Source organism: Acinetobacter sp. HY1485 (assembly GCF_027568475.1).
Lineage (GTDB): Bacteria > Pseudomonadota > Gammaproteobacteria > Pseudomonadales > Moraxellaceae > Acinetobacter.
On the sequence record NZ_JANKZG010000010.1, the window covers coordinates 37,526 to 56,276 of the forward strand.

The 18,751-nt window shown below is 38.7% G+C and carries 17 protein-coding genes; 12 read left to right on the forward strand and 5 right to left on the reverse strand.

The genetic code is table 11. From position 1 onward, the window contains the following. Nucleotides 1-57 precede the first annotated feature (57 nt). From PCI70_RS10315 to PCI70_RS10355, 9 genes are all read left to right on the forward strand, one after another. Nucleotides 58-714 carry an OmpA family protein gene (locus PCI70_RS10315; protein WP_269915252.1) on the forward strand — a complete coding sequence of 219 codons (657 nt, stop codon included), beginning with the start codon at nucleotides 58-60 and terminating at the stop codon, nucleotides 712-714. 90 nt (nucleotides 715-804) lie between these two features. Further along, complete coding sequence (locus PCI70_RS10320) at nucleotides 805-2,850, forward strand: UvrD-helicase domain-containing protein (protein WP_269915253.1); 2,046 nt, start codon at nucleotides 805-807, stop codon at nucleotides 2,848-2,850. 8 nt (nucleotides 2,851-2,858) lie between these two features. After that, nucleotides 2,859-3,311: a dUTP diphosphatase gene (gene dut / locus PCI70_RS10325; protein ID WP_269915254.1), complete on the forward strand. Its 453-nt coding sequence runs from the start codon at nucleotides 2,859-2,861 to the stop codon at nucleotides 3,309-3,311. Between the two features lie 110 nt (nucleotides 3,312-3,421). Then, entirely contained in the window at nucleotides 3,422-4,789 is a 1,368-nt protein-coding gene (locus tag PCI70_RS10330) for a phosphomannomutase/phosphoglucomutase (protein ID WP_269915255.1), read from the forward strand. Continuing rightward, the gene (gene argB / locus PCI70_RS10335; protein ID WP_269915256.1) at nucleotides 4,786-5,676 is read left to right on the forward strand and encodes an acetylglutamate kinase; all 891 of its coding nucleotides are present in this window, start codon (nucleotides 4,786-4,788) and stop codon (nucleotides 5,674-5,676) included. Before PCI70_RS10330 ends, argB begins: the two co-directional genes overlap by 4 nt. A gap of 112 nt (nucleotides 5,677-5,788) precedes the next feature. Next, complete coding sequence (locus PCI70_RS10340; RefSeq protein WP_269915257.1) at nucleotides 5,789-6,637, forward strand: class II glutamine amidotransferase; 849 nt, start codon at nucleotides 5,789-5,791, stop codon at nucleotides 6,635-6,637. 185 nt (nucleotides 6,638-6,822) lie between these two features. Beyond that, entirely contained in the window at nucleotides 6,823-7,278 is a 456-nt protein-coding gene (locus PCI70_RS10345; protein ID WP_269915258.1) for a bacteriohemerythrin, read from the forward strand. Nucleotides 7,279-7,384: 106 nt separating this feature from the next. Further along, nucleotides 7,385-8,437 carry a hypothetical protein gene (locus PCI70_RS10350; RefSeq protein WP_269915259.1) on the forward strand — a complete coding sequence of 351 codons (1,053 nt, stop codon included), beginning with the start codon at nucleotides 7,385-7,387 and terminating at the stop codon, nucleotides 8,435-8,437. Then, nucleotides 8,438-8,689 carry an RnfH family protein gene (locus PCI70_RS10355; protein ID WP_269915260.1) on the forward strand — a complete coding sequence of 84 codons (252 nt, stop codon included), beginning with the start codon at nucleotides 8,438-8,440 and terminating at the stop codon, nucleotides 8,687-8,689. It abuts the gene before it with no gap. A 47-nt stretch (nucleotides 8,690-8,736) separates the two neighbouring features. On the opposite strand, the gene PCI70_RS10360 is transcribed toward PCI70_RS10355, so the two are convergent. Then, nucleotides 8,737-9,123, reverse strand: coding sequence for an outer membrane protein assembly factor BamE (locus PCI70_RS10360; RefSeq protein WP_269915261.1), 387 nt, complete (start codon nucleotides 9,121-9,123; stop codon nucleotides 8,737-8,739). Between the two features lie 107 nt (nucleotides 9,124-9,230). Between PCI70_RS10360 and fur the strand changes: the two genes are divergently transcribed. After that, nucleotides 9,231-9,668 carry a ferric iron uptake transcriptional regulator gene (gene fur, locus PCI70_RS10365; RefSeq protein WP_269915262.1) on the forward strand — a complete coding sequence of 146 codons (438 nt, stop codon included), beginning with the start codon at nucleotides 9,231-9,233 and terminating at the stop codon, nucleotides 9,666-9,668. A gap of 50 nt (nucleotides 9,669-9,718) precedes the next feature. On the opposite strand, the gene PCI70_RS10370 is transcribed toward fur, so the two are convergent. Together PCI70_RS10370 and PCI70_RS10375 are read right to left on the reverse strand one after the other, a co-directional pair. Beyond that, entirely contained in the window at nucleotides 9,719-10,837 is a 1,119-nt protein-coding gene (locus PCI70_RS10370) for a PilT/PilU family type 4a pilus ATPase (RefSeq protein WP_269915263.1), read from the reverse strand. Next, entirely contained in the window at nucleotides 10,837-11,874 is a 1,038-nt protein-coding gene (locus PCI70_RS10375; RefSeq protein WP_269915264.1) for a type IV pilus twitching motility protein PilT, read from the reverse strand. Before PCI70_RS10375 ends, PCI70_RS10370 begins: the two co-directional genes overlap by 1 nt. A gap of 97 nt (nucleotides 11,875-11,971) precedes the next feature. On the opposite strand from PCI70_RS10375, the gene PCI70_RS10380 reads away from it, so the two are divergent. Together PCI70_RS10380 and PCI70_RS10385 are read left to right on the forward strand one after the other, a co-directional pair. Continuing rightward, the gene (locus PCI70_RS10380; protein ID WP_269915265.1) at nucleotides 11,972-12,640 is read left to right on the forward strand and encodes a YggS family pyridoxal phosphate-dependent enzyme; all 669 of its coding nucleotides are present in this window, start codon (nucleotides 11,972-11,974) and stop codon (nucleotides 12,638-12,640) included. Then, on the forward strand, nucleotides 12,637-13,983 hold the full coding sequence (locus PCI70_RS10385) for an MFS transporter (protein WP_269915266.1): 1,347 nt from the start codon (nucleotides 12,637-12,639) through the stop codon (nucleotides 13,981-13,983). Before PCI70_RS10380 ends, PCI70_RS10385 begins: the two co-directional genes overlap by 4 nt. Here the strand turns inward: PCI70_RS10385 and PCI70_RS10390 are convergent. Together PCI70_RS10390 and PCI70_RS10395 are read right to left on the reverse strand one after the other, a co-directional pair. Continuing rightward, entirely contained in the window at nucleotides 13,967-17,305 is a 3,339-nt protein-coding gene (locus PCI70_RS10390) for an AAA family ATPase (protein WP_269915267.1), read from the reverse strand. The two genes, PCI70_RS10385 and PCI70_RS10390, sit on opposite strands and share 17 nt — an antisense overlap. Before the next feature lie 9 nt (nucleotides 17,306-17,314). After that, the gene (locus PCI70_RS10395; protein WP_269915268.1) at nucleotides 17,315-18,505 is read right to left on the reverse strand and encodes an exonuclease SbcCD subunit D; all 1,191 of its coding nucleotides are present in this window, start codon (nucleotides 18,503-18,505) and stop codon (nucleotides 17,315-17,317) included. Nucleotides 18,506-18,751: the final 246 nt, after the last annotated feature.

An 18,751-nucleotide genomic window follows, 5' to 3' on the forward strand; every position in this document is an offset into this window, starting at 1 on the left:
GACTAAGTGTTCCATAATTTTTGTAGAGTAAAAAAACACTTATAAAGGAGGTACGTCATGCGTGCATTAGTGGTTTCTACTGTTATTGGAGCATTAGCACTTTCAGGCTGTCAGTCTATGGATGGCGGTGCAACAACGGGCGTACGTCAGTATGATAAAACTGCCATTGGTACCTTAGTTGGTGCAGCAGCAGGTTACGGACTGTCTCGTGGTAACGCAAACTCATCAGCACAAAATAACCGTGCAGCTGCTATTGGTGCAATTTTGGGTGGTGCAGGTGGTTTATATTTAGATAATAAAGAAAAGAAGTTACGTCAACAAATGGCGGGAACGGGCGTTGATGTAAACCGTAATTCAGATGGTTCGGTTGGCCTAGTAATGCCAGGTAACATTACGTTTGATACCAATCAGTCAACGATTAAAGGTAACTTCTACAATACATTAAATAAAGTAGCGCAAACATTAACAGAAGATAATAAGAGCGCAATCTTAGTAACAGGTTATACCGACAATACAGGTAGCGATGCCATTAACATGCCGTTGTCTCAAGCGCGTGCACAATCAGTTGCTAACTATTTAGCAGGTCAGGGTGTACCGCGTACCCGTATTAATGCACAAGGTAATGGCTCGTCAAATCCTATTGCATCAAACAGCACACCATCAGGTCGTGAACAAAACCGCCGTGTAGAAATTAGTATCTACGCAGCGCAATAAGTTTAATTGCTGTTAAAAACCACCTTCGGGTGGTTTTTTTGTTGGGGGTAGATGTCTATAATCATGCTCCAATCATCTTGAGGAACGACAATGTCATCTGCAAGTCAATTAAATGATAAGCAACTTGAAGCCATGAAATATACTCAAGGACCCTTATTGGTACTTGCAGGCGCAGGTTCAGGTAAAACCTCGGTGATTACGCGTAAAATTGCTTATTTAGTACAGCAGTGTCGCATTCCTGCGCATCGTATTACAGCAATGACGTTTACCAACAAAGCCGCGCGTGAAATGAAAGAGCGTGTGGGCAAGTTATTAAACCGTGAAGAAGCTAAAGGCTTATCGGTATCCACATTCCATACGTTTGGTTTAAATTTATTACGATTGGAACTGAAACATTTACCCCTTAAAAATAATTTTTCAATTTTAGATGCAGATGATTGTAAGCGTATTTTAATGGATTTAATGCACCAAGATAATTTGTCAGGTGCAGAAAGCAAAGAACTGATTGCGAAAGCCATGAAGCGTATTTCAGATTGGAAAAATGATCTGATTGTGCCTGAGCAAGCACACAGCGTGTGCGAAACAGAAGAAGACGTGAAGTTTGCACATCTGTATCAACTGTATGAACGTAATTTACGTGCTTATAACGCGGTTGATTTTGATGACTTAATTGTGATGCCAACACGCTTATTACAAGACAATGCCGAAGTACGAGACAAGTGGCAAAACCGTGTGCGTTATTTATTGGTCGATGAGTATCAAGATACCAATACGGCACAGTACATCTTAGTGAAACTACTTGTGGGTGTAATGGGGCAATTTACTGCTGTGGGTGATGATGACCAATCTATCTATGCATGGCGTGGGGCAAAGCCTGAAAATATGGGCTTACTCAAAGAAGATTTTCCTAATTTAAATGTCATTAAGCTTGAGCAGAACTATCGTTCAACCAGCCGTATTTTAAAAGCTGCAAACCATGTGATTGATAATAATCCCCATATTTTTGAGAAAAAATTATGGAGCGATAAAGGGCATGGCGAAGTGATTCGGGTGATTACTTGCCGTAATGATGATGACGAAGCCGAGCGGGTGGCAAAAGACATCATGACGCACAAGCTCATGAATGGAAAATCTTGGAAAGATTACGCGGTTTTGTATCGTGGTAATTTTCAGGCACGTGTTTTAGAAACTCAATTACGCCAAATGCAAATTCCGTACAAGCTCTCAGGTGGCACATCGTTTTTTGCGCGTAGTGAAATTAAAGACATCATGAGTTACTTGCGCCTCATTATTAACCCTGAAGATGACAGTGCATTTTTACGGATTATTAATACGCCTAAACGCTCGATTGGTCCTGTTACGCTTGAAAAGTTAGGGTTATTTGCGCAAGAAAATCATTTATCTTTGTTGGCAGCAGCAGGTGATCAGCGTTTAACCATGGTAGTGAGTAAAAAAATTAGCTCTCACTTATTTGAATTTTCTGACTTTATGGGGCGTTATACGCGTGAGCTGTTAGAAGACGATCAACCTGTACCGCTTATTCGCCAAATGATGGTAGAAAATGGCTACATTGATTATACGCGTGAGCAAGCAGCCACGCCTGCTCAAGAAAAAACTAAGCTTGATAACATTGAAACGCTATATACCAGTATTCAAAATTTGATTAATCGTGCTGAAAATGTAGATGAACAAAATATTGAAAGTGTTATTCGTAAAATGGTGTTGCTTGATTTGTTAGAGCAACAGCAAGAAGAAGAAGATACGGATAAGGTGAATTTGCTAACGCTTCATGCAGCAAAAGGACTTGAGTTTCCGTATGTATATATTATGGGGTTAGAAGAAGAGCTTTTACCGCATAAAAACTCAATCGCTGCCGAAACTATTGAAGAAGAACGCCGTTTAATGTACGTGGGCATTACTCGTGCACGCCAAGGGCTCACGCTAACATTGGCAGAACAGCGTAAAGCAGGCGGACAAATGCGTCAGATGACAGCAAGTCGCTTTTTAGATGAGTTACCACAAGATGAGCTTGATTGGTTAGGGCGTAAAAAGAAAAGCCAAGTAAAGGTTGACCCTAAAGAGCAAGCAAAGGTTTATTTAGAAAACTTACGTGCCATGTTAAAGCACAAAAACTAGGAAATTTTATGAAAGTTCAAGTCAAAGTTTTAGACCCGCGTTTAGGTACAGAGTGGGAGATGCCAAACTATGCAACTACAGGTTCAGCTGGGTTAGATTTACGTGCTTGTGTAGATGGTTCAATTGAAATTCAACCAGGTGAAACGGTATTGGTAAAAACAGGGTTATCTATCTATATTCAAGACCCTAATTTTGCAGGTCTAATTTTACCGCGTTCAGGTTTAGGACATAAACACGGTATTGTATTGGGTAACTTAGTAGGATTGATTGATTCAGATTATCAAGGCGAATTAATGGTTTCGGTTTGGAACCGTAGCCAAACAGCATTTACGTTAAATGCAGGTGAACGCTTAGCACAATATGTTTTAGTGCCTGTGGTACAAGCTCAATTTGAGCAAGTAGAAGAATTTGTTGCAACCGAACGTGGTGCAGGTGGTTTTGGGCACACAGGTAAGCAATAAGTTTTGTATAAAAACCTATGAATTTTCATAGGTTTTTTACTTTATGTATTTACAAACTTTAGATTTATGCTAACAATTTAGACTTGAACAACGAAGATTTAAGTCACATCATGCATATTTTTCGTGCTTACGATATTAGAGGAAAGCTGACACCACAAATGGTAGAAGCGATTGCCCATGCATTTGCCTCACATTTAAATCATAACAACATTAAACAATTGGTATTAGGGTATGACGCGCGTTTAAGCAGCCCGCAATATGCCTATATTATTCAAACTATTTTAGAAAAAGCAGGAATTGAAGTTGAAGCGTTAGGATGCTGCTCAACGCCTTTAATGTATTTTTATGCTCAAAAACAGGGTAATGGCATTATGCTGACAGCAAGCCATAATCCAAGTACAGACCAGGGCATTAAATGGATATTAAACGGCTTACCGCCTACACCAGAAGATATTCAACACATTGGACAACTGACACAGCAATACTTAGAGCCTAATAAAGGTGGATATCCAACTATTCAACCTGCAACGTCAAAAAAACATGCAAAAGCATATTGTGATTATTTAATTCAAGACATTCACTTAAAACGACCACTTAAAGTGGTGGTTGATGGACTTCATGGCTCGGCAGGGCAATATGTTGAACCAGTGCTTAACGGTCTAAAGTGTGAGGTGATCACGTTAAGATGTGAAGCAAATGGTCAATTTCCTGATCATGCACCTGATCCATCTAAAGCCAAACATTTAGAAAAATTACAACAGGCTGTTTTAGAGCATCAGGCTGATGTTGGTTTAGCGCTTGATGGCGATGGTGATCGTTTAGTTTTGGTGGATGAAAAAGCCAATATTATTAATGCCGATCAACTCCTTTGCTTTTTGGCAGAACAGTGTTTAAAACAGTATCCACATCAACAGATTGTTTATGATGTGAAATGCTCAAGCCTTGTAAAAGACACGATTTTAAAAGCGCAAGGGACACCTGTGATGTTGCGTACAGGCAGTACATTTTTACGCCGTTACCTGATACAACACAACGCTCTTTTTGGTGGTGAATATGCAGGGCATTACGCCTTTAATGATGGACGTGGAAAAGCATATGATGATGGACTGTATGCAGGACTACGCGTTTTAGAATATTTTACACATACAAATGCAAACACGATTTCAGAACTGTTTAATCATTTACAACGTGCAAGTACGGAAGATATTTATATTCATGCAAGTGTTGAGCAGATCCAGAAAACGTTAGCGTCTATTAAGCGAAAAGCACATCAAATTGATGCGACCTTGACACAAATTGATGGAATACGTTTGGATTTTACAGACGGTTTTGGACTCATACGTGCATCTAATACAGGTGAATATTTAACATTACGATTTGATGCAAAAGATGAACATGCATTGAAACGTATTCAAACACAGCTTATTGCGCTTGTTGATGATGATTTGGCGCAGAAAATTACAGAGGAACTTTCATGACACATGGGTTAGATAAAACTAAGGTTTTAATTGAAGCACTACCGTACATTCAACGTTTTGCAGGTAAAATATTGGTTGTTAAGTATGGTGGTAATGCGATGACTGACCCTGAGTTGGAAAGCTCTTTTGCCCGAGATATTGTATTGCTAAAAACAGTGGGCTTAAATCCGATTGTGGTACATGGCGGAGGTCCTCAGGTTGATCGTCTTTTAAAACGCCTAGGACAAGAATCTGACCGTATTGATGGTATGCGTGTTACTGATCCTGCAACCATGGAAATTGCCGAAATGGTACTTGGCGGGCAAGTGAATAAGTCGATTGTGAATTTAATTAACCAACATGGTGGACGTGCCATTGGCTTAACAGGTAAAGATGGTAAGTTAATCCAAGCACAGAAACTTTTGATGGAAAAAACGGACGCTGATGGAAATATTCAAAAAATAGACTTGGGTTTGGTGGGTGAAGTAACACACGTGAATACCGATGTTTTAGAAATGTTTACTCAAAGTGATCTTATTCCTGTCATTGCGCCGTTAGGTGTAGATGAACATGGCAACACTTATAATATTAATGCCGACCTTGTAGCAGGAAAAGTAGCCGAAGCGATTGGTGCAGAAAAACTTATTTTACTGACTAATATTTCGGGTGTACTTGATGAAAATAAAAATTTATTGACAGGGCTGACGACACAAGATGTTGACCGTTTAATTGAAACAGGTGTGATCTATGGCGGTATGATTCCTAAAGTGGGTTGTGCATTAGATGCGGTCAAAGGTGGTGTTGTGAGTGCACATATTGTAGACGGACGTGTACCACATGCTACATTACTTGAGATTTTTACAGATCATGGCGTGGGGACATTGATTTCAAATCAAGTAAATCACTAAGTCGCTTATTGTTTAGCTAAAAAATTCATAAACATCTTATAAAAAACACGTTTACAAGAATATAGAGCTGGAGTACATTACCTTTTTATGTAATGAATTGTAAAACACGCCTATGTGCCAGCTTCTAGCAATGAATTGTGCAACGCCAACCGATATCACATTTTCTTTTCGTGGTTTCTCGCAACGTGCGGGAATTACGTCAGATCATTGTGATGGGTTTGGTATTGCCTTTTTTGAAGATAAAGCGGGGCGTGTTTTTATTGATAATCAATCTGCGGTAAAATCTCCGATTGCTGAGCTTATCCGTAACTATCCAATTAAATCTAAAAATGTGATTGCACATATCCGTAAGGCAACGCAGGGTAAGGTACGTTTAGAAAATTCTCATCCATTTATGCGTGAATTGTGGGGGCGCCATTGGATTTTTGCCCATAATGGCGATTTACATGATTTTAATCCGCCTTTAACAGGTCGTTTTACGCCTGTTGGCAATACAGACAGCGAACATGCTTTTTGCTATTTGTTAGATCAACTTGTTGAACGTTTTGGTTATATACCACCGTCTTTAGAGGAGGTGTTTTCGGTACTACAAGAGCTATCGCCACAAATTGCAGAATATGGCACATTTAATTTTTGTTTGTCTAACGGACAAGCACTGTTTAGTTATGCTGTAACAAAGCTAAATTGGATTGTACGTCGTCATCCATTTCAATGTGCGCGTTTAATTGATTTAGATATGGAGGTAGACTTTAGCGAATTAAATAGCCCTGAAGATTGTGTTTCTGTGATTGCTACTGAGCCACTCACTGATAATGAACAATGGACGCCATTTAAATCGGGTGAATTAGTGCTGTTTAAGCATGGTGTACCTGTAAAAACAGTGACCACTCATATTGAGCGTTTAGAGCGCGAAGCCAAAGACCCATCCTTAAAACGCGTGACGTTGGCAGATATTTATTAAATACAATTTAACAGTTTGGTTAAAAAATACTTGACTGTTTTAATAAAGATTATGAAAAGTTTAAGTAAATTCAAAGTGTTGTATTAAAAGGCTTTATACCTACGTCATAAGTTTGTTTTTTATAACTACATTGTTGTATATCATCGTTGGTCTTACATAGGGTATGTATATTTGTTAGGCTTATTATGAAAATGAATTGGCAACCGGCGTATGACACAGGAATTGAAGTCATCGATGACCAACACAAGCGTATTTTAGATTATATTAATGAAATTGAAGATGTACGAACGAGCCACGATCGTCAGAAAATTAAAGAAGTTTTAGATAATATTATTGATTACACACAATCTCATTTTACATTTGAAGAAAGTTTGCAAGAAGAAGCACAATACAAATATTGTGTTCCTCACAAACGTGTGCATGATTTATTTATTAAGAAAATTGAAAACTACCGTGATCGCTTTTTAATGGGTCAGGAAATTGAAGAAGAGCTTCATCAAGTGTTGACTAAATGGTTAATCAACCATATTCAGCACGATGATGAAGATTATGTCGGTGCAGTGAAAGAAAATATGCAAGGCATTATTCGTGAGAAAGAAAAGAAAAAAGGCAAGAATTGGTTCGCCCGTTTCTTCTCATAAACGATTAAAATCATTGCTTCGGCAATGATTTCTTTTTATACATGCTTTGATTTTATGGTGCGACAAGGGCAAAATAGCGTATCATTTTTAAAACTTCGGATGCAGTATGTCTCGATGGTTATCGCCACTGATGGCGTTTTGCTTATCATTTATGCTGATGATTACGTTTGCACCTATTGCAGGAGTAACCGAGCATCAGATTGACTTTTGGGGCTTATGGTTAATTACAGTGCTTGTATTGGCGCTTCCATTGGCTTATTTAGAGTTTGCTTTAGTTAAGCGTGCAAAAACAACAATATTGAATGCATTGATGAGTTTAACGCGAGAGGCAGATGCTTCTTCACGTTGGCGGATTGCAGGATGGCTTTCTGTTGTTTTTATTCCATTTTTAGCAGGTGCAATGCTTGCAAATGCCCAAATTAACGCAAGTCATTTTTTACAACTTCCATTTTCTCAAGTTATTGGTGTCGCAGGTTTAAGTATTGTTGCCTTTGCACTGTCTTTTTTACCTCGTCCTGTTTTAGTGCTACTAAGTGCAGTAGGAACCGTGGCATCGATTGTGTTATGCCATGTGTTCAATGTACAAATGGATGCTTGGCATGTAACGCCTGTGACGTTTAAAGAATGGGGCAGTGCAACGGTTTTAGCATTGGTTGCAAGTGGCTTAGGTTTAGGGATTTATGCACAAAATAGTCAACCTGCCGAGCAAGCTACAGCATCTGTCATGCCAATTTGGATTGCCCAAATTTTAGCAGTGATTGTGTTTGGCTTTTTTGCGGTACAAGCACAAGTCCCTGCTTTAACGGTCGTATTAACGGTTGTGTTTGGTGCAGGCTTACTTTTACAGTTAGCGAAACAACAACTACAAGAGCGCCGTATCCATCCTATTATTCAGTTTGTATTTTTATTGGTACCGCTTTTTGTGTGGGCAGTGCCTATGATGATGCCTGTACTCAATGTTGTGACAATGCTATGGGGTTTATTAATTTGCTTAATTTATGCTGTGTTTGCAGGTTGGGTAATGAAAATTAGCCACTTGCGTAAAGCTATGAATTTTAGCAATGAAGCATTTTATAACATTTGGCGTATTGCAGTACGTGTAGTGTTGCCACTTTCAATTATTGTAGCGATGGTTGCTGTAATAACAGGACTGTTTTAAATGATTTGGGTTGCATACACTACACCTGCACAGCAATTTTATGTGGAAGCCCCTTTTAAAGAGGGGATGTCTGTTCAAGATGCGATTGAGCAAAGTGGCTTAGATTTACCACAAGATTTTGTATGTGGCATTTTTAGTGAAAAGGTAGGCCTAGATACAGTTTTAAACGATGGCGATCGTGTTGAGATTTATCGCCCTTTGACTATTAATCCAAAAGAAATTAGACGCAATCGAGCAAAGCAATTACGTTAAACGGAAGAAACCCCAATTTTGGGGTTTTTTCTTGAATGCTGAATAGATTACAATGATGAATCTAGGTCAGTGTCTTTTAGTTGTGGTAAGCCAGGTTGTTTGTCTGGAATGGTGTCTAAACCTTCAACTTTGCTTACGTTCCCTGCACCATCAAAGATAATTTTTAAATGTTGACCTTTAGCAGCAGGAATATGTGCTTTTTTTGCGTTTGTTCCTGGGATGTAGTTGTAAATATAATCCCAACGCTGCGGATTAAGTGGATCAGCAATGGTTGGTGTACCCAACAAATAACGAACTTGTTGATAGTTCATTCCCGGTTGTACTTGAGCAGCTTGAGTTTTTGTTAAGGGTGTGCCTTGTGGAATATCTATTTTATATACACAGCCCGCGAGCAATGAACTGACGATTAGGGTCGTCAACATAATTTTTTGCATTTTGCTACACTATCCAAATCAATTTTGATGCATTTAATCTAAGGATAGATCATACTGCATCTAACTTCTATTGCATATTCCAACTTAAAATTGTTGAGAGACTTTTAATGCCCATTTCTAACCAAGATTTGCGTAAAGCAGGACTTAAAGTAACCCTTCCAAGAATTAAGATTTTGGAATTACTCGAAAACTCAAAACAACATCATTTGAGCGCAGAGGACATTTATAAAACATTACTAGACCAAGGTGAAGACGTTGGACTAGCAACCGTATATCGCGTGTTAACTCAATTTGAGGCGGCAGGAATTATCCAACGTCATCATTTTGAAAATAATCACTCTGTATTTGAAATTATGCAAGATGATCATCATGACCATCTTGTATGTCAAAATTGTAACAAAGTTGTTGAATTTACAAATGATATTATCGAAAGTGAACAGCACAAAGTAGCTGAGCAGTTTGGTTTTGAACTGACAGGTCACTCTTTAAATCTTTACGGTTACTGTAAGGATCCTGAGTGCCAAGAAGCTTTCAACAAGAAATAGTATCTACATAAATACAACAATAAAAAAAAGAGGCATTGCGCCTCTTTTTTTTATTGTCCATCAAAAGTGAGCTTTGCACTAGATTGAGTAAGATGATTTGAGTCACCTTGTGCTAGCTTAATTTTCAGACGTAAGTCGTTTGGTGCATCAGCATGTTTGAGCGCATTTTCATAGGTAATTTGACCTTCGTTGTACAAATCAAACAGAGCTTGGTCAAAGGTTTGCATACCTAATTCACGAGAACGTGTCATAAGCGCTTTAATTTCATGAATTTCACCCTTACGAATGTAATCTGCAATTAATGGGCTATTAATTAAAATCTCAATTGCTGCGCGTCGTCCTTTACCATCTATAGTTGGTACAAGTTGTTGTGCAATGAGTGCTCTTAAGTTAAGTGATAAATCCATGTAAAGTTGACTATGGCGCTCACTTTCAAAGAAATGTGTAATACGGTCTAGCGCTTGGTTGGCATTGTTGGCGTGCAGTGTTGCTAATACCAAATGTCCTGTTTCTGCAAAGGCAAGCGCATAGTCCATGACTTCTTTAGAGCGAATCTCACCAATTAAAATTACATCAGGTGCTTGGCGTAATGTGTTTTTAAGCGCAACTTCAAACGATTCTGTATCAATACCCACTTCGCGTTGTGTGATCATGCACCCTGCATGTTGATGAATAAATTCAACAGGGTCTTCAATGGTAATGATATGCCCTTTAGAGTTGTGATTGCGATGTCCAACCAATGCTGCTAAAGAGGTTGATTTACCCGTACCTGTACCGCCCACAAAAATAATGATGCCACGTTTGCTCATCACTAAATCTTTGAGTACAGGAGGCAGTTTAAGGTCATCAGCAGAGGGGATATGATGTTCAATACGACGTAATACCATCCCTGGCATATCACGTTGATAAAATGCACTCACACGGAAACGACGATCACCTTCACGGTTGGTAATCGCAAAGTTACATTCTTTGGTGTTTTTGAATTCTTCGCGTTGATCATCCGTCATAATTGAGTGAATGATTTGTCCAACAATTTCACCTGTAAGTTTAGTGCGCGATACAGGGGTGAGCTGTCCGTTAATTTTCATACATGGTGCAAGGTCGGCTGTTAAAAACAAATCTGAGCCTTGTTTTTGGCACATCAAGTTAAGCAGGTCGTTAAAATCCATTATGCAAATGCCTCAGGCTGTTTAGCAACACCACGCGCGACTTCTTTAGTAATCACATTTTTACTGACTAAGTTTTTCAAACTTTGGTCAAGTGTGGTCATACCTGTCCCTGCACCTGTTTGAATAGCAGAATACATTTGTGCGACTTTGTTTTCACGGATGAGGTTACGAATAGACGGCACACCGAGCATAATTTCGTGTGCTGCCACACGACCGCCGCCATTTTTCTTGAGTAGCGTTTGCGAAATAACGGCTTGCAACGATTCTGATAGCATTGAGCGCACCATATCTTTTTCTTCGGCAGGAAATACATCCACAACACGGTCAATGGTTTTTGCAGCAGAGGTGGTATGGAGTGTACCAAACACAAGGTGACCTGTTTCGGCAGCAGTTAACGCCAAACGGATGGTTTCTAAGTCACGCATTTCACCCACCAAAATAATATCGGGATCTTCACGCAGAGCAGAGCGGAGTGCTTCGTTAAAGCCGTGTGTGTCGCGGTGTACTTCACGTTGGTTGATTAGACATTTTTTAGATTGGTGTACAAATTCAATTGGGTCTTCAACAGTTAAAATATGCTCGTAGCGGTTTTCATTAATATAATCAAGCATGGCAGCAAGTGTAGTTGATTTACCCGAACCTGTTGGACCTGTTACAAGCACGATCCCACGTGGAATATCACAGATTTTTTTAAAAACACCACCTAAACCTAAATCTTCCATTGTTAAAATTTTAGATGGAATAGTACGAAATACTGCACCTGCACCACGGTTTTGGTTAAAGGCATTGACACGAAAACGTGCTACATTGGGTACTTCAAATGAAAAGTCGGTTTCTAATTTTTCTTCAAAATCACGGCGTTGTTTATCATTCATGATGTCATAAATGAGGCGATGTACTTCTTTATGATCTAATGGTGGTAAATTGATACGTTTTACATCGCCATCGACACGGATCATTGGGGGTAAACCTGCTGAAAGGTGTAAATCTGATGCGCCATTTTTGACTGAAAATGCGAGTAATTCGGTAATATCCATGATTTCCCCAAAAAAATAATTCTTATAGAATGATAGCGATTTTACCTTATCTAGACCAATGCTTTACTGTTAAAAGCCCAAAAAAGACGAGAAGAGTATGATGCAGTCAAGACAAAACGTGCTTGAGCAAGTGCGCGTTGCATGTGAGTTAGCAAAGCGTTCAACAGCGGATGTAGAATTATTGGCTGTTTCAAAAAAGCAGTCGAGCGATGTGGTGCGTAGTATGTTTGAAACAGGACAGCACAGTTTTGGCGAAAACTATTTACAAGAAGCTCTAGGCAAAATACACGATCTATCTGATTTAGAGATTACATGGCATTTTATTGGGCATGTACAGCGTAATAAAACCAAACAAATTGCCGAAAATTTTGCATGGGTACACGGGGTAGACCGCTTTATTATTGCACAGCGGTTATCTAATCAACGTCCTGCGCATTTACCTCAGCTCAATATTTGTATTCAAGTGAATATTGATCATCAAGATTCTAAAGATGGTTGTTTACCCAATGACGTGGCTGATCTTGTAAAACAAATGAGTGTTTTACCGCAGATTCGCTTACGTGGGCTGATGGTTATTCCCGCACCAAATAATACTCAAGCATTTACACAAGCAAAACAGTTGTTTGATACAGTGAAGACCTCACATGCTAACCCTCAAGATTGGGATACATTAAGCATGGGCATGTCAGGTGATTTAAGCGAAGCAATTGGTGCAGGCTCTACGATGGTACGAGTAGGCACAGCACTGTTTGGTGTACGTTCATGAATAAACCTCTAGCATTATTAGTCGCATTTACTTTCTTTATGGAAAACTTAGATGCCAATATTATCGCCACGGCATTGCCTGCGATGGCAACACAATTTGGTGTGCATGCCATTGATTTAAATATTGGTATGAGTGCGTACTTGTTGGCTGTTGCTATTTTTATTCCATTGGGTGGATGGCTTGCAGATCGCTTTGGTGCAAAAATAATTTTTGTAAGTGCCATTGCGGTGTTTACGTTTGCATCTATTTTATGTGCAATGAGTGAAAATCTGACGGTATTTGTAATTGCGCGAATTTTACAAGGTGTAGGGGGTGCCATGATGGTGCCTGTTGGGCGTTTAGTTGTCGTGCGTCATACGCCTAAAAAAGAACTTGTACAAGCAATGGCATATGTAACATGGCCAGGACTCATTGCACCTGTGTTAGGTCCGCCTTTGGGTGGTTTTTTAGTGACGCATTTTTCATGGCAATGGATTTTTTTAATTAATGTGCCGTTGGGTATTTTAGGTGTCTTGGCTGCATTGCGCCTTGTAAGTAATGAAAAACAAGCAGATATTGGAAAGTTTGATTTTATCGGTTTTATTTTATTAGCAAGTGCTTGTGGCAGTTTTATGTATGCCATGGACATTCAAAACCTTATTTTAAGTCTTGTAGGGTTAGGGTTACTTTGGCTGGCTGTATATTATATGCGCCGTCAAACAAATCCACTTTTAAAGTTTGATGCGTTTAAAGAACAGACATTTTCGGTAAGTGTGTTGGGTGGCTCGGTGTTTAGAATGACCATGAGCGCCGTACCATTTTTACTGCCTTTAATGTTTCAATTGGCATTTGGCTTATCAGCATGGAATGCAGGGCTGCTTATTTTGGCAGTTTTTGTGGGGAATGTGGCAATGAAACCCTTTACGACGCCACTCATGCGCCGTTTTGGTTTTAGGCAAGTATTATTGGTGAATGGGATATTAGGTACATTAAGTATTGCAAGCTGTGCGTTATTTAGTCCGCAGTTACCTTTGTGGAGTATGATTTTTTTGATGTTTGTGAGTGGTTTAACACGCTCTCTACAATTTACCTGTTATACCTCGATGGGCTTTGCAGACATCAAGCCACAAGACAGGCGTTATGCTAGTACCATGACCAGTTTGTTTTTCCCCATTAGTTTTGGTTTGGGCGTCGCAGTTTCTGCATGCTTGCTCAAAATGGTTGGGCAGGTTCAGCAACATAACGTGGTTACCTTGCAAGATTTTCAAATCACATTTTTAATTATTGCAGGAATTTCACTGTTTGCTTTAATTGATGCAGTACGTTTAAAACCGAATGCAGGGCATGCTAGCCTACAACGCTAATTTGGCTTGTTCCTGCACCTGTGGGTTTAACTTGAATTTGTACAGGAATGCGCTCGTGCATTTCTTGTACATGAGAAATTAAAACCACTTTACGCCCTTGGCTTTGCAAACGATCTAAAGCATCCATCACAATATGCAGTGATGTTGGGTCAAGCGTACCAAAACCTTCATCAATAAATAAAGATTCGAGTTTCATTGAACCTGATGCCATATTAGCAATAGCAAGTGCTAAAGCCAAAGAAACTAAAAATGTTTCTCCGCCCGAAAGTGATAAGACAGGACGGATTTCCCCATTCATATCATGGTCAATAATTGAAAGTCCTAAACTATCGCTAATACGTTTAAGTTGATAACGCGGTGCAAGCGGTTGAAGCTGTTGGTTGGCATATTCTACTAAAATATCTAAATGATGCTCTTGTGCCACTCGTTTAAATTTTGCGCCATCACTACTGCCAATGATTTGCGAAATTTTGCCCCAACGATTGAGCTGGGCTTGCAAATGACTAATTTGCTGTTGGTATTGTGCATGTTGTTTTTGTGCTTGCTGGTGTGCAATCAGTTGTGCCATAATTTGTTCGAGTTGCTGTTGAGCCTCGTTTAATGTGTGATGAAGTTCTGTTTGGTGTTGGTTAATTTGTTGGTGTGTAACAGTAGGTTGTAATGCTAAGTGTTGTTGATACTGTTTTTTAAGAACATCAAGATGGGTACGTGCCTGTTGTTGTTGCTGTTCAATTTGTTTAATCTCATCACGTAAGTCCTGATAGTTTAGGGTTTTTAAACAAAACTCAATGAGATTAGGTGTAAAAAGACTGTGCTGATTGAGCCATAGCGTTTGTTTTTTTTGATTATGGTTAATCTGTTGTTGCCACATGTCAATTTGGTCTTGTGTACGAACCATATCTTGCTGTTGTTGTTTGTACAGTTGCTCTCGTGTTTGCAGTTGTTGCTGTGCTTCTTTAAAAGTTTGGTTTAAACAATGATTGTGATGTTCTAGCTCATTTAACCATGCTTCACCGCTTTGCATTTGAGTATGAGGTGCTAGTAAATCTTTGAGTGTTTGTTTATTTTCTTTGCCTAATTTTTCAATATTCTCTAATTGTTGTTGAAGCTGTTGCTGTTGAGTATGTAGGGCATCGTAATGAAGTTGCTGTTTTTCAACATCTGTGCGTAACTGTTGGATTTGCTCTTTTTGTTGCTGATGCGCCGTTTGTAATTGAATGGCTTGTTTAATATTTTGAATGAGTTGTTTGCTATTAGTGATATGACCTAAGCTTGCCTCAAGATTTTGTTTTTGCTCAAATGCATGTTGTATTTTGTGTTGTTTTTGCAGTTGGATAAGTGTTTGCTTCGTTTCTTGTAACTGTTTCTCAAATTCAGTTGTATTGCATTCCTCAATCGTTTTTAAACCTGTTTGTTGAAGGTCTTGATCAATCTGTTGTTTTATTTTTTCTAGATCGATTGGTTGAAGTTGCTCAATTTGAGTTGTGCAAATACTGAGTTGTTTTTGAAGTTGTTGCCACTCGTTTAAAGATTGTTTTTGTTGATGGATTGCAAGTTCAAGTTGTTGGTCTTGAAGTTGTTGAATGCCTTGCGTTACAAAAGGATGTTCTAAACTGCCACAGACCATACAGGGTTGCTGTGGTTTGAGTTGTTCACGTAGTTGTGTGACGTTTTGAGTATGTAGCAAACGTTGTTGTTCTAAAATGCGTTGTAAATGCTCTAGGTCAGTGGTGGCAGTTTGGTAGCATTGTTGCGCTTGTTGTTCTTGTGCAGTGAGTTGTGTTTGTTGTTCATTTAGTTGAATAAGTTGTGTTTGCTGTTGTTGGTGTTGGCTCACTAAGTTCTGATAGTTTTCTATACTACGTTGTAAAGCATACGCATAGTGCAGTTGAGTTTGTTGCTGCTCAATTTCTTGTTGTGTTTGTTCAATTTTTTTATCTAAATTTTCAATAAATTGGATTTGGGTATTACCAATAATTTGGCACAGTTCATCATACTGCTCTAGCTTTTGAATATTAGATTTAGGTTCATCAAGTAAATGACCTACTTGTAAATTGTTTAGGTTGGTTTGGGTGTGTTGATGTGTTGTTTCAAGTTGCTGTAAGCGTAATACTGTTTGCTCAAGCTGCTGTTTTAAGTCATCTGTTTTGTATTGTTCTAACTTTTGTTTTTGATGTTTATGGTCTTCTAAGAGCTGTGTATGTTTAAAGTCGAGTTGTTGTGCTTGTTGTATGCTCGGTTGTAAGGTTTTAAAGTCTTCTAGTGCGGTATTGTATTTTTGCTCACAAGTTTGCATGTGCTGTAAAGCATGATGGTATTGTGCTGTGATGTCTTGTGATTGGATTTGCTTGAGCTGTTGTTGGTAATTGTTTTTTTCGGTTGTGGCATGTGCAATATTGCTATAGGTTTCGCGGATTTCTTGAAACTGTTCTAATTGTTGTAGTTGTTGTTTTTTTTCAGTTAAATCAAGTTGCTCAAGGGCTTGTAACCTATCTTGTTGTTGTTGGATATTGATTTGTTGTTTTTGATCGTCAACATACCATTGTTGTGCTTGCTCAAGTTGCTTTTGTTGGGTTTGAAGCGTGGTTAGCTTTGTTTGAGTTTGAACTTTTTGCTGTTGTAATTCATAGTATTCATCATCACTGAGCAGTTCTATATGCCCTAAAACACTTTCAATTTTCTCTAGTTCTAATTTGTAGCTTTTGGTTTTTTCAAAAGACGCTTGTCCAACCACGCTAAAAATATTGGAGTTGGTAAGATATTCTAACAAACTAGCACGGTCTTCATCTTTAGCTTTTAAAAATGCACCTACTTCAGATTGTGCTAGCAATACGGCACGGGTAAATTGTTCAAACGTGAGTCCAATTAAATCTTGTATACATGGATTACAATCGTTGAGTTTTTGGGTCAGGGTTTTGCCATCGTCTAAGCATTTTACAAAACGCTCAAGTTTTAAGTTACCATCGGGTTTATTACGAGTACGGCGCACATCCCAACGTGCTAAATAGCGTTTTTGGTCTAAAGCGATAAACTCTAACTCGGCATACCCTTGTACACAGCCACGCCGTAAAATTTGTTTTGCATCTTTAATTGAAACATCTTCACCACTTGAGTCTTTAATTTTACCCACTGCACCTGTTAAGCGAGGCACTTGGTTAAAGAGTGCCAAACACATGGCATCAAGTAGAGTCGACTTTCCTGCACCTGTTTTACCTGTAATGGCAATTAAACCTGCATGGGCAAGTGGTGTTGTTTCAAAACAAATTTCTTGTTCACCTGATAAAGAGGCTAAGTTTTTTAAACCTAAGCGTAAAATTTTCATCAGATGTTCCTATTGTTGTGCATCATGTAATAAAGTTAAAAAGTCCTGAATCACTGCATCATCAGGGGTATAGCCTTGTTTTTCCCATAGCTGTTCAAATAAAGCTTGGGGTGTTGGTGGTTCCAAGTCAATTTTAGAAATAGTGGTATCCGTTGTACTTGCTTGATATTTACGGCAGATACGCACTAAACGGTAGCTATTGGTTGGTAGGGCTTGTTCTATTTGTTGGCGTAAATCTAAAGGTGGTGGCACATCGCTTGTATATTCAATATCAATATAAGGGCGTTGTTCAAGTGGCTTTTCTTGATGTGCAAGTGCCTTGAGTTGTTGCATGACAATTTCAAGCGAGTCTTTAAACGGTAAAAGTTCGACCGTACGCGGAACAAACAAAGGTTCAAAACTTGGGCTAGCTCCTAATTTTACTTCTACCACTTGATGCTTATAGTTGACTTCGCTAAATGACAGTGGAATAGGGGAGCCACTATAACGAATATGTGTTTCTTGTACTTTTTGTGGTTTATGTAGGTGTCCAAGTGCAACATAATCAACATCTGTACCAAATAAATCAGTAGAAAGCGCTTCTTGATGTCCCACAATTATAGGGCGTTCAGAGTCTGATTCTTCACCACCTTGCATATGCGCATGTGACATTACAATAATGGCTTGATCTGCTGTTTTACGTCGTTTGGCTTCTTCAATCAATGTGTGATGAATATATTCAATTGCAGAAGATGGGTCTTGTCGTCCTGTAATTTCCGCAGGGCGTAAAAAAGGAAGGGCGACACACCACGCTACAATTTGTTCTTGCTTGTAAATTGGAATAATTAAATGATCTGTATTAAGTGTTCTGTCTTCGTTCCAACGAATAACACCTACAGTTTTAGCGTTATATTTTTCGAGTAAAGGTTCAACTTGTTCAATACGATAGCCTGAATCGTGATTTCCTGCAATCATGAGCGTTTGCATATGAGGGGCAAGCGCATGGGCATCTGCTAAAAACTGATAAAGTTGTTTTTGGGCGCTCGAAGCAGGATTGATCACATCAAAAATATCGCCCGAAATTAAAAGTGCATGGGGTTGTTTTTCTTTAATTTTCTCAAGTAACCACGCTAAAAATTGTTGATGTTCGTAATCGCGTGCATGGTTATAAAACAGTTGTCCTAAATGCCAGTCAGATGTATGAATAAAATGAACAGACATAACGTGACCTACAAAATTTTAATATTCTTATACTAGCGCTATTTTTTTTAGAGATAAACCAAGCAATAAATTTTTTTGTCATAAGTAAGCGTTTATATTTATATATGATGCAGATGTTCTATAATCATCAAACGCTAAATAAAAATATATAATCAGGTTTTTGAGATTGCATATTTACCACTAACTTACTAAAAAATGTGATTAACTCAATTTTTTTTAATTTTGTGTAAACCGTATTTGTTATCA

Excerpts from the sequence above, each read along its gene's own strand:
- dut (WP_269915254.1), top strand. The coding sequence starts at position 2,859 with ATGAAAGTTCAAGTCAAAGTTTTAGACCCGCGTTTAGGTACAGAGTGG.
- PCI70_RS10375 (WP_269915264.1), bottom strand. The coding sequence starts at position 11,874 with ATGGATATTACCGAATTACTCGCATTTTCAGTCAAAAATGGCGCATCA.
- PCI70_RS10385 (WP_269915266.1), top strand. The coding sequence starts at position 12,637 with ATGAATAAACCTCTAGCATTATTAGTCGCATTTACTTTCTTTATGGAA.
- PCI70_RS10340 (WP_269915257.1), top strand. The coding sequence starts at position 5,789 with ATGTGCCAGCTTCTAGCAATGAATTGTGCAACGCCAACCGATATCACA.
- PCI70_RS10330 (WP_269915255.1), top strand. The coding sequence starts at position 3,422 with ATGCATATTTTTCGTGCTTACGATATTAGAGGAAAGCTGACACCACAA.
- PCI70_RS10370 (WP_269915263.1), bottom strand. The coding sequence starts at position 10,837 with ATGGATTTTAACGACCTGCTTAACTTGATGTGCCAAAAACAAGGCTCA.
- PCI70_RS10390 (WP_269915267.1), bottom strand. The coding sequence starts at position 17,305 with ATGAAAATTTTACGCTTAGGTTTAAAAAACTTAGCCTCTTTATCAGGT.
- PCI70_RS10380 (WP_269915265.1), top strand. The coding sequence starts at position 11,972 with ATGATGCAGTCAAGACAAAACGTGCTTGAGCAAGTGCGCGTTGCATGT.
- fur (WP_269915262.1), top strand. The coding sequence starts at position 9,231 with ATGCCCATTTCTAACCAAGATTTGCGTAAAGCAGGACTTAAAGTAACC.
- PCI70_RS10320 (WP_269915253.1), top strand. The coding sequence starts at position 805 with ATGTCATCTGCAAGTCAATTAAATGATAAGCAACTTGAAGCCATGAAA.
- PCI70_RS10345 (WP_269915258.1), top strand. The coding sequence starts at position 6,823 with ATGAAAATGAATTGGCAACCGGCGTATGACACAGGAATTGAAGTCATC.
- PCI70_RS10315 (WP_269915252.1), top strand. The coding sequence starts at position 58 with ATGCGTGCATTAGTGGTTTCTACTGTTATTGGAGCATTAGCACTTTCA.
- argB (WP_269915256.1), top strand. The coding sequence starts at position 4,786 with ATGACACATGGGTTAGATAAAACTAAGGTTTTAATTGAAGCACTACCG.
- PCI70_RS10360 (WP_269915261.1), bottom strand. The coding sequence starts at position 9,123 with ATGCAAAAAATTATGTTGACGACCCTAATCGTCAGTTCATTGCTCGCG.
- PCI70_RS10395 (WP_269915268.1), bottom strand. The coding sequence starts at position 18,505 with ATGTCTGTTCATTTTATTCATACATCTGACTGGCATTTAGGACAACTG.
- PCI70_RS10350 (WP_269915259.1), top strand. The coding sequence starts at position 7,385 with ATGTCTCGATGGTTATCGCCACTGATGGCGTTTTGCTTATCATTTATG.
- PCI70_RS10355 (WP_269915260.1), top strand. The coding sequence starts at position 8,438 with ATGATTTGGGTTGCATACACTACACCTGCACAGCAATTTTATGTGGAA.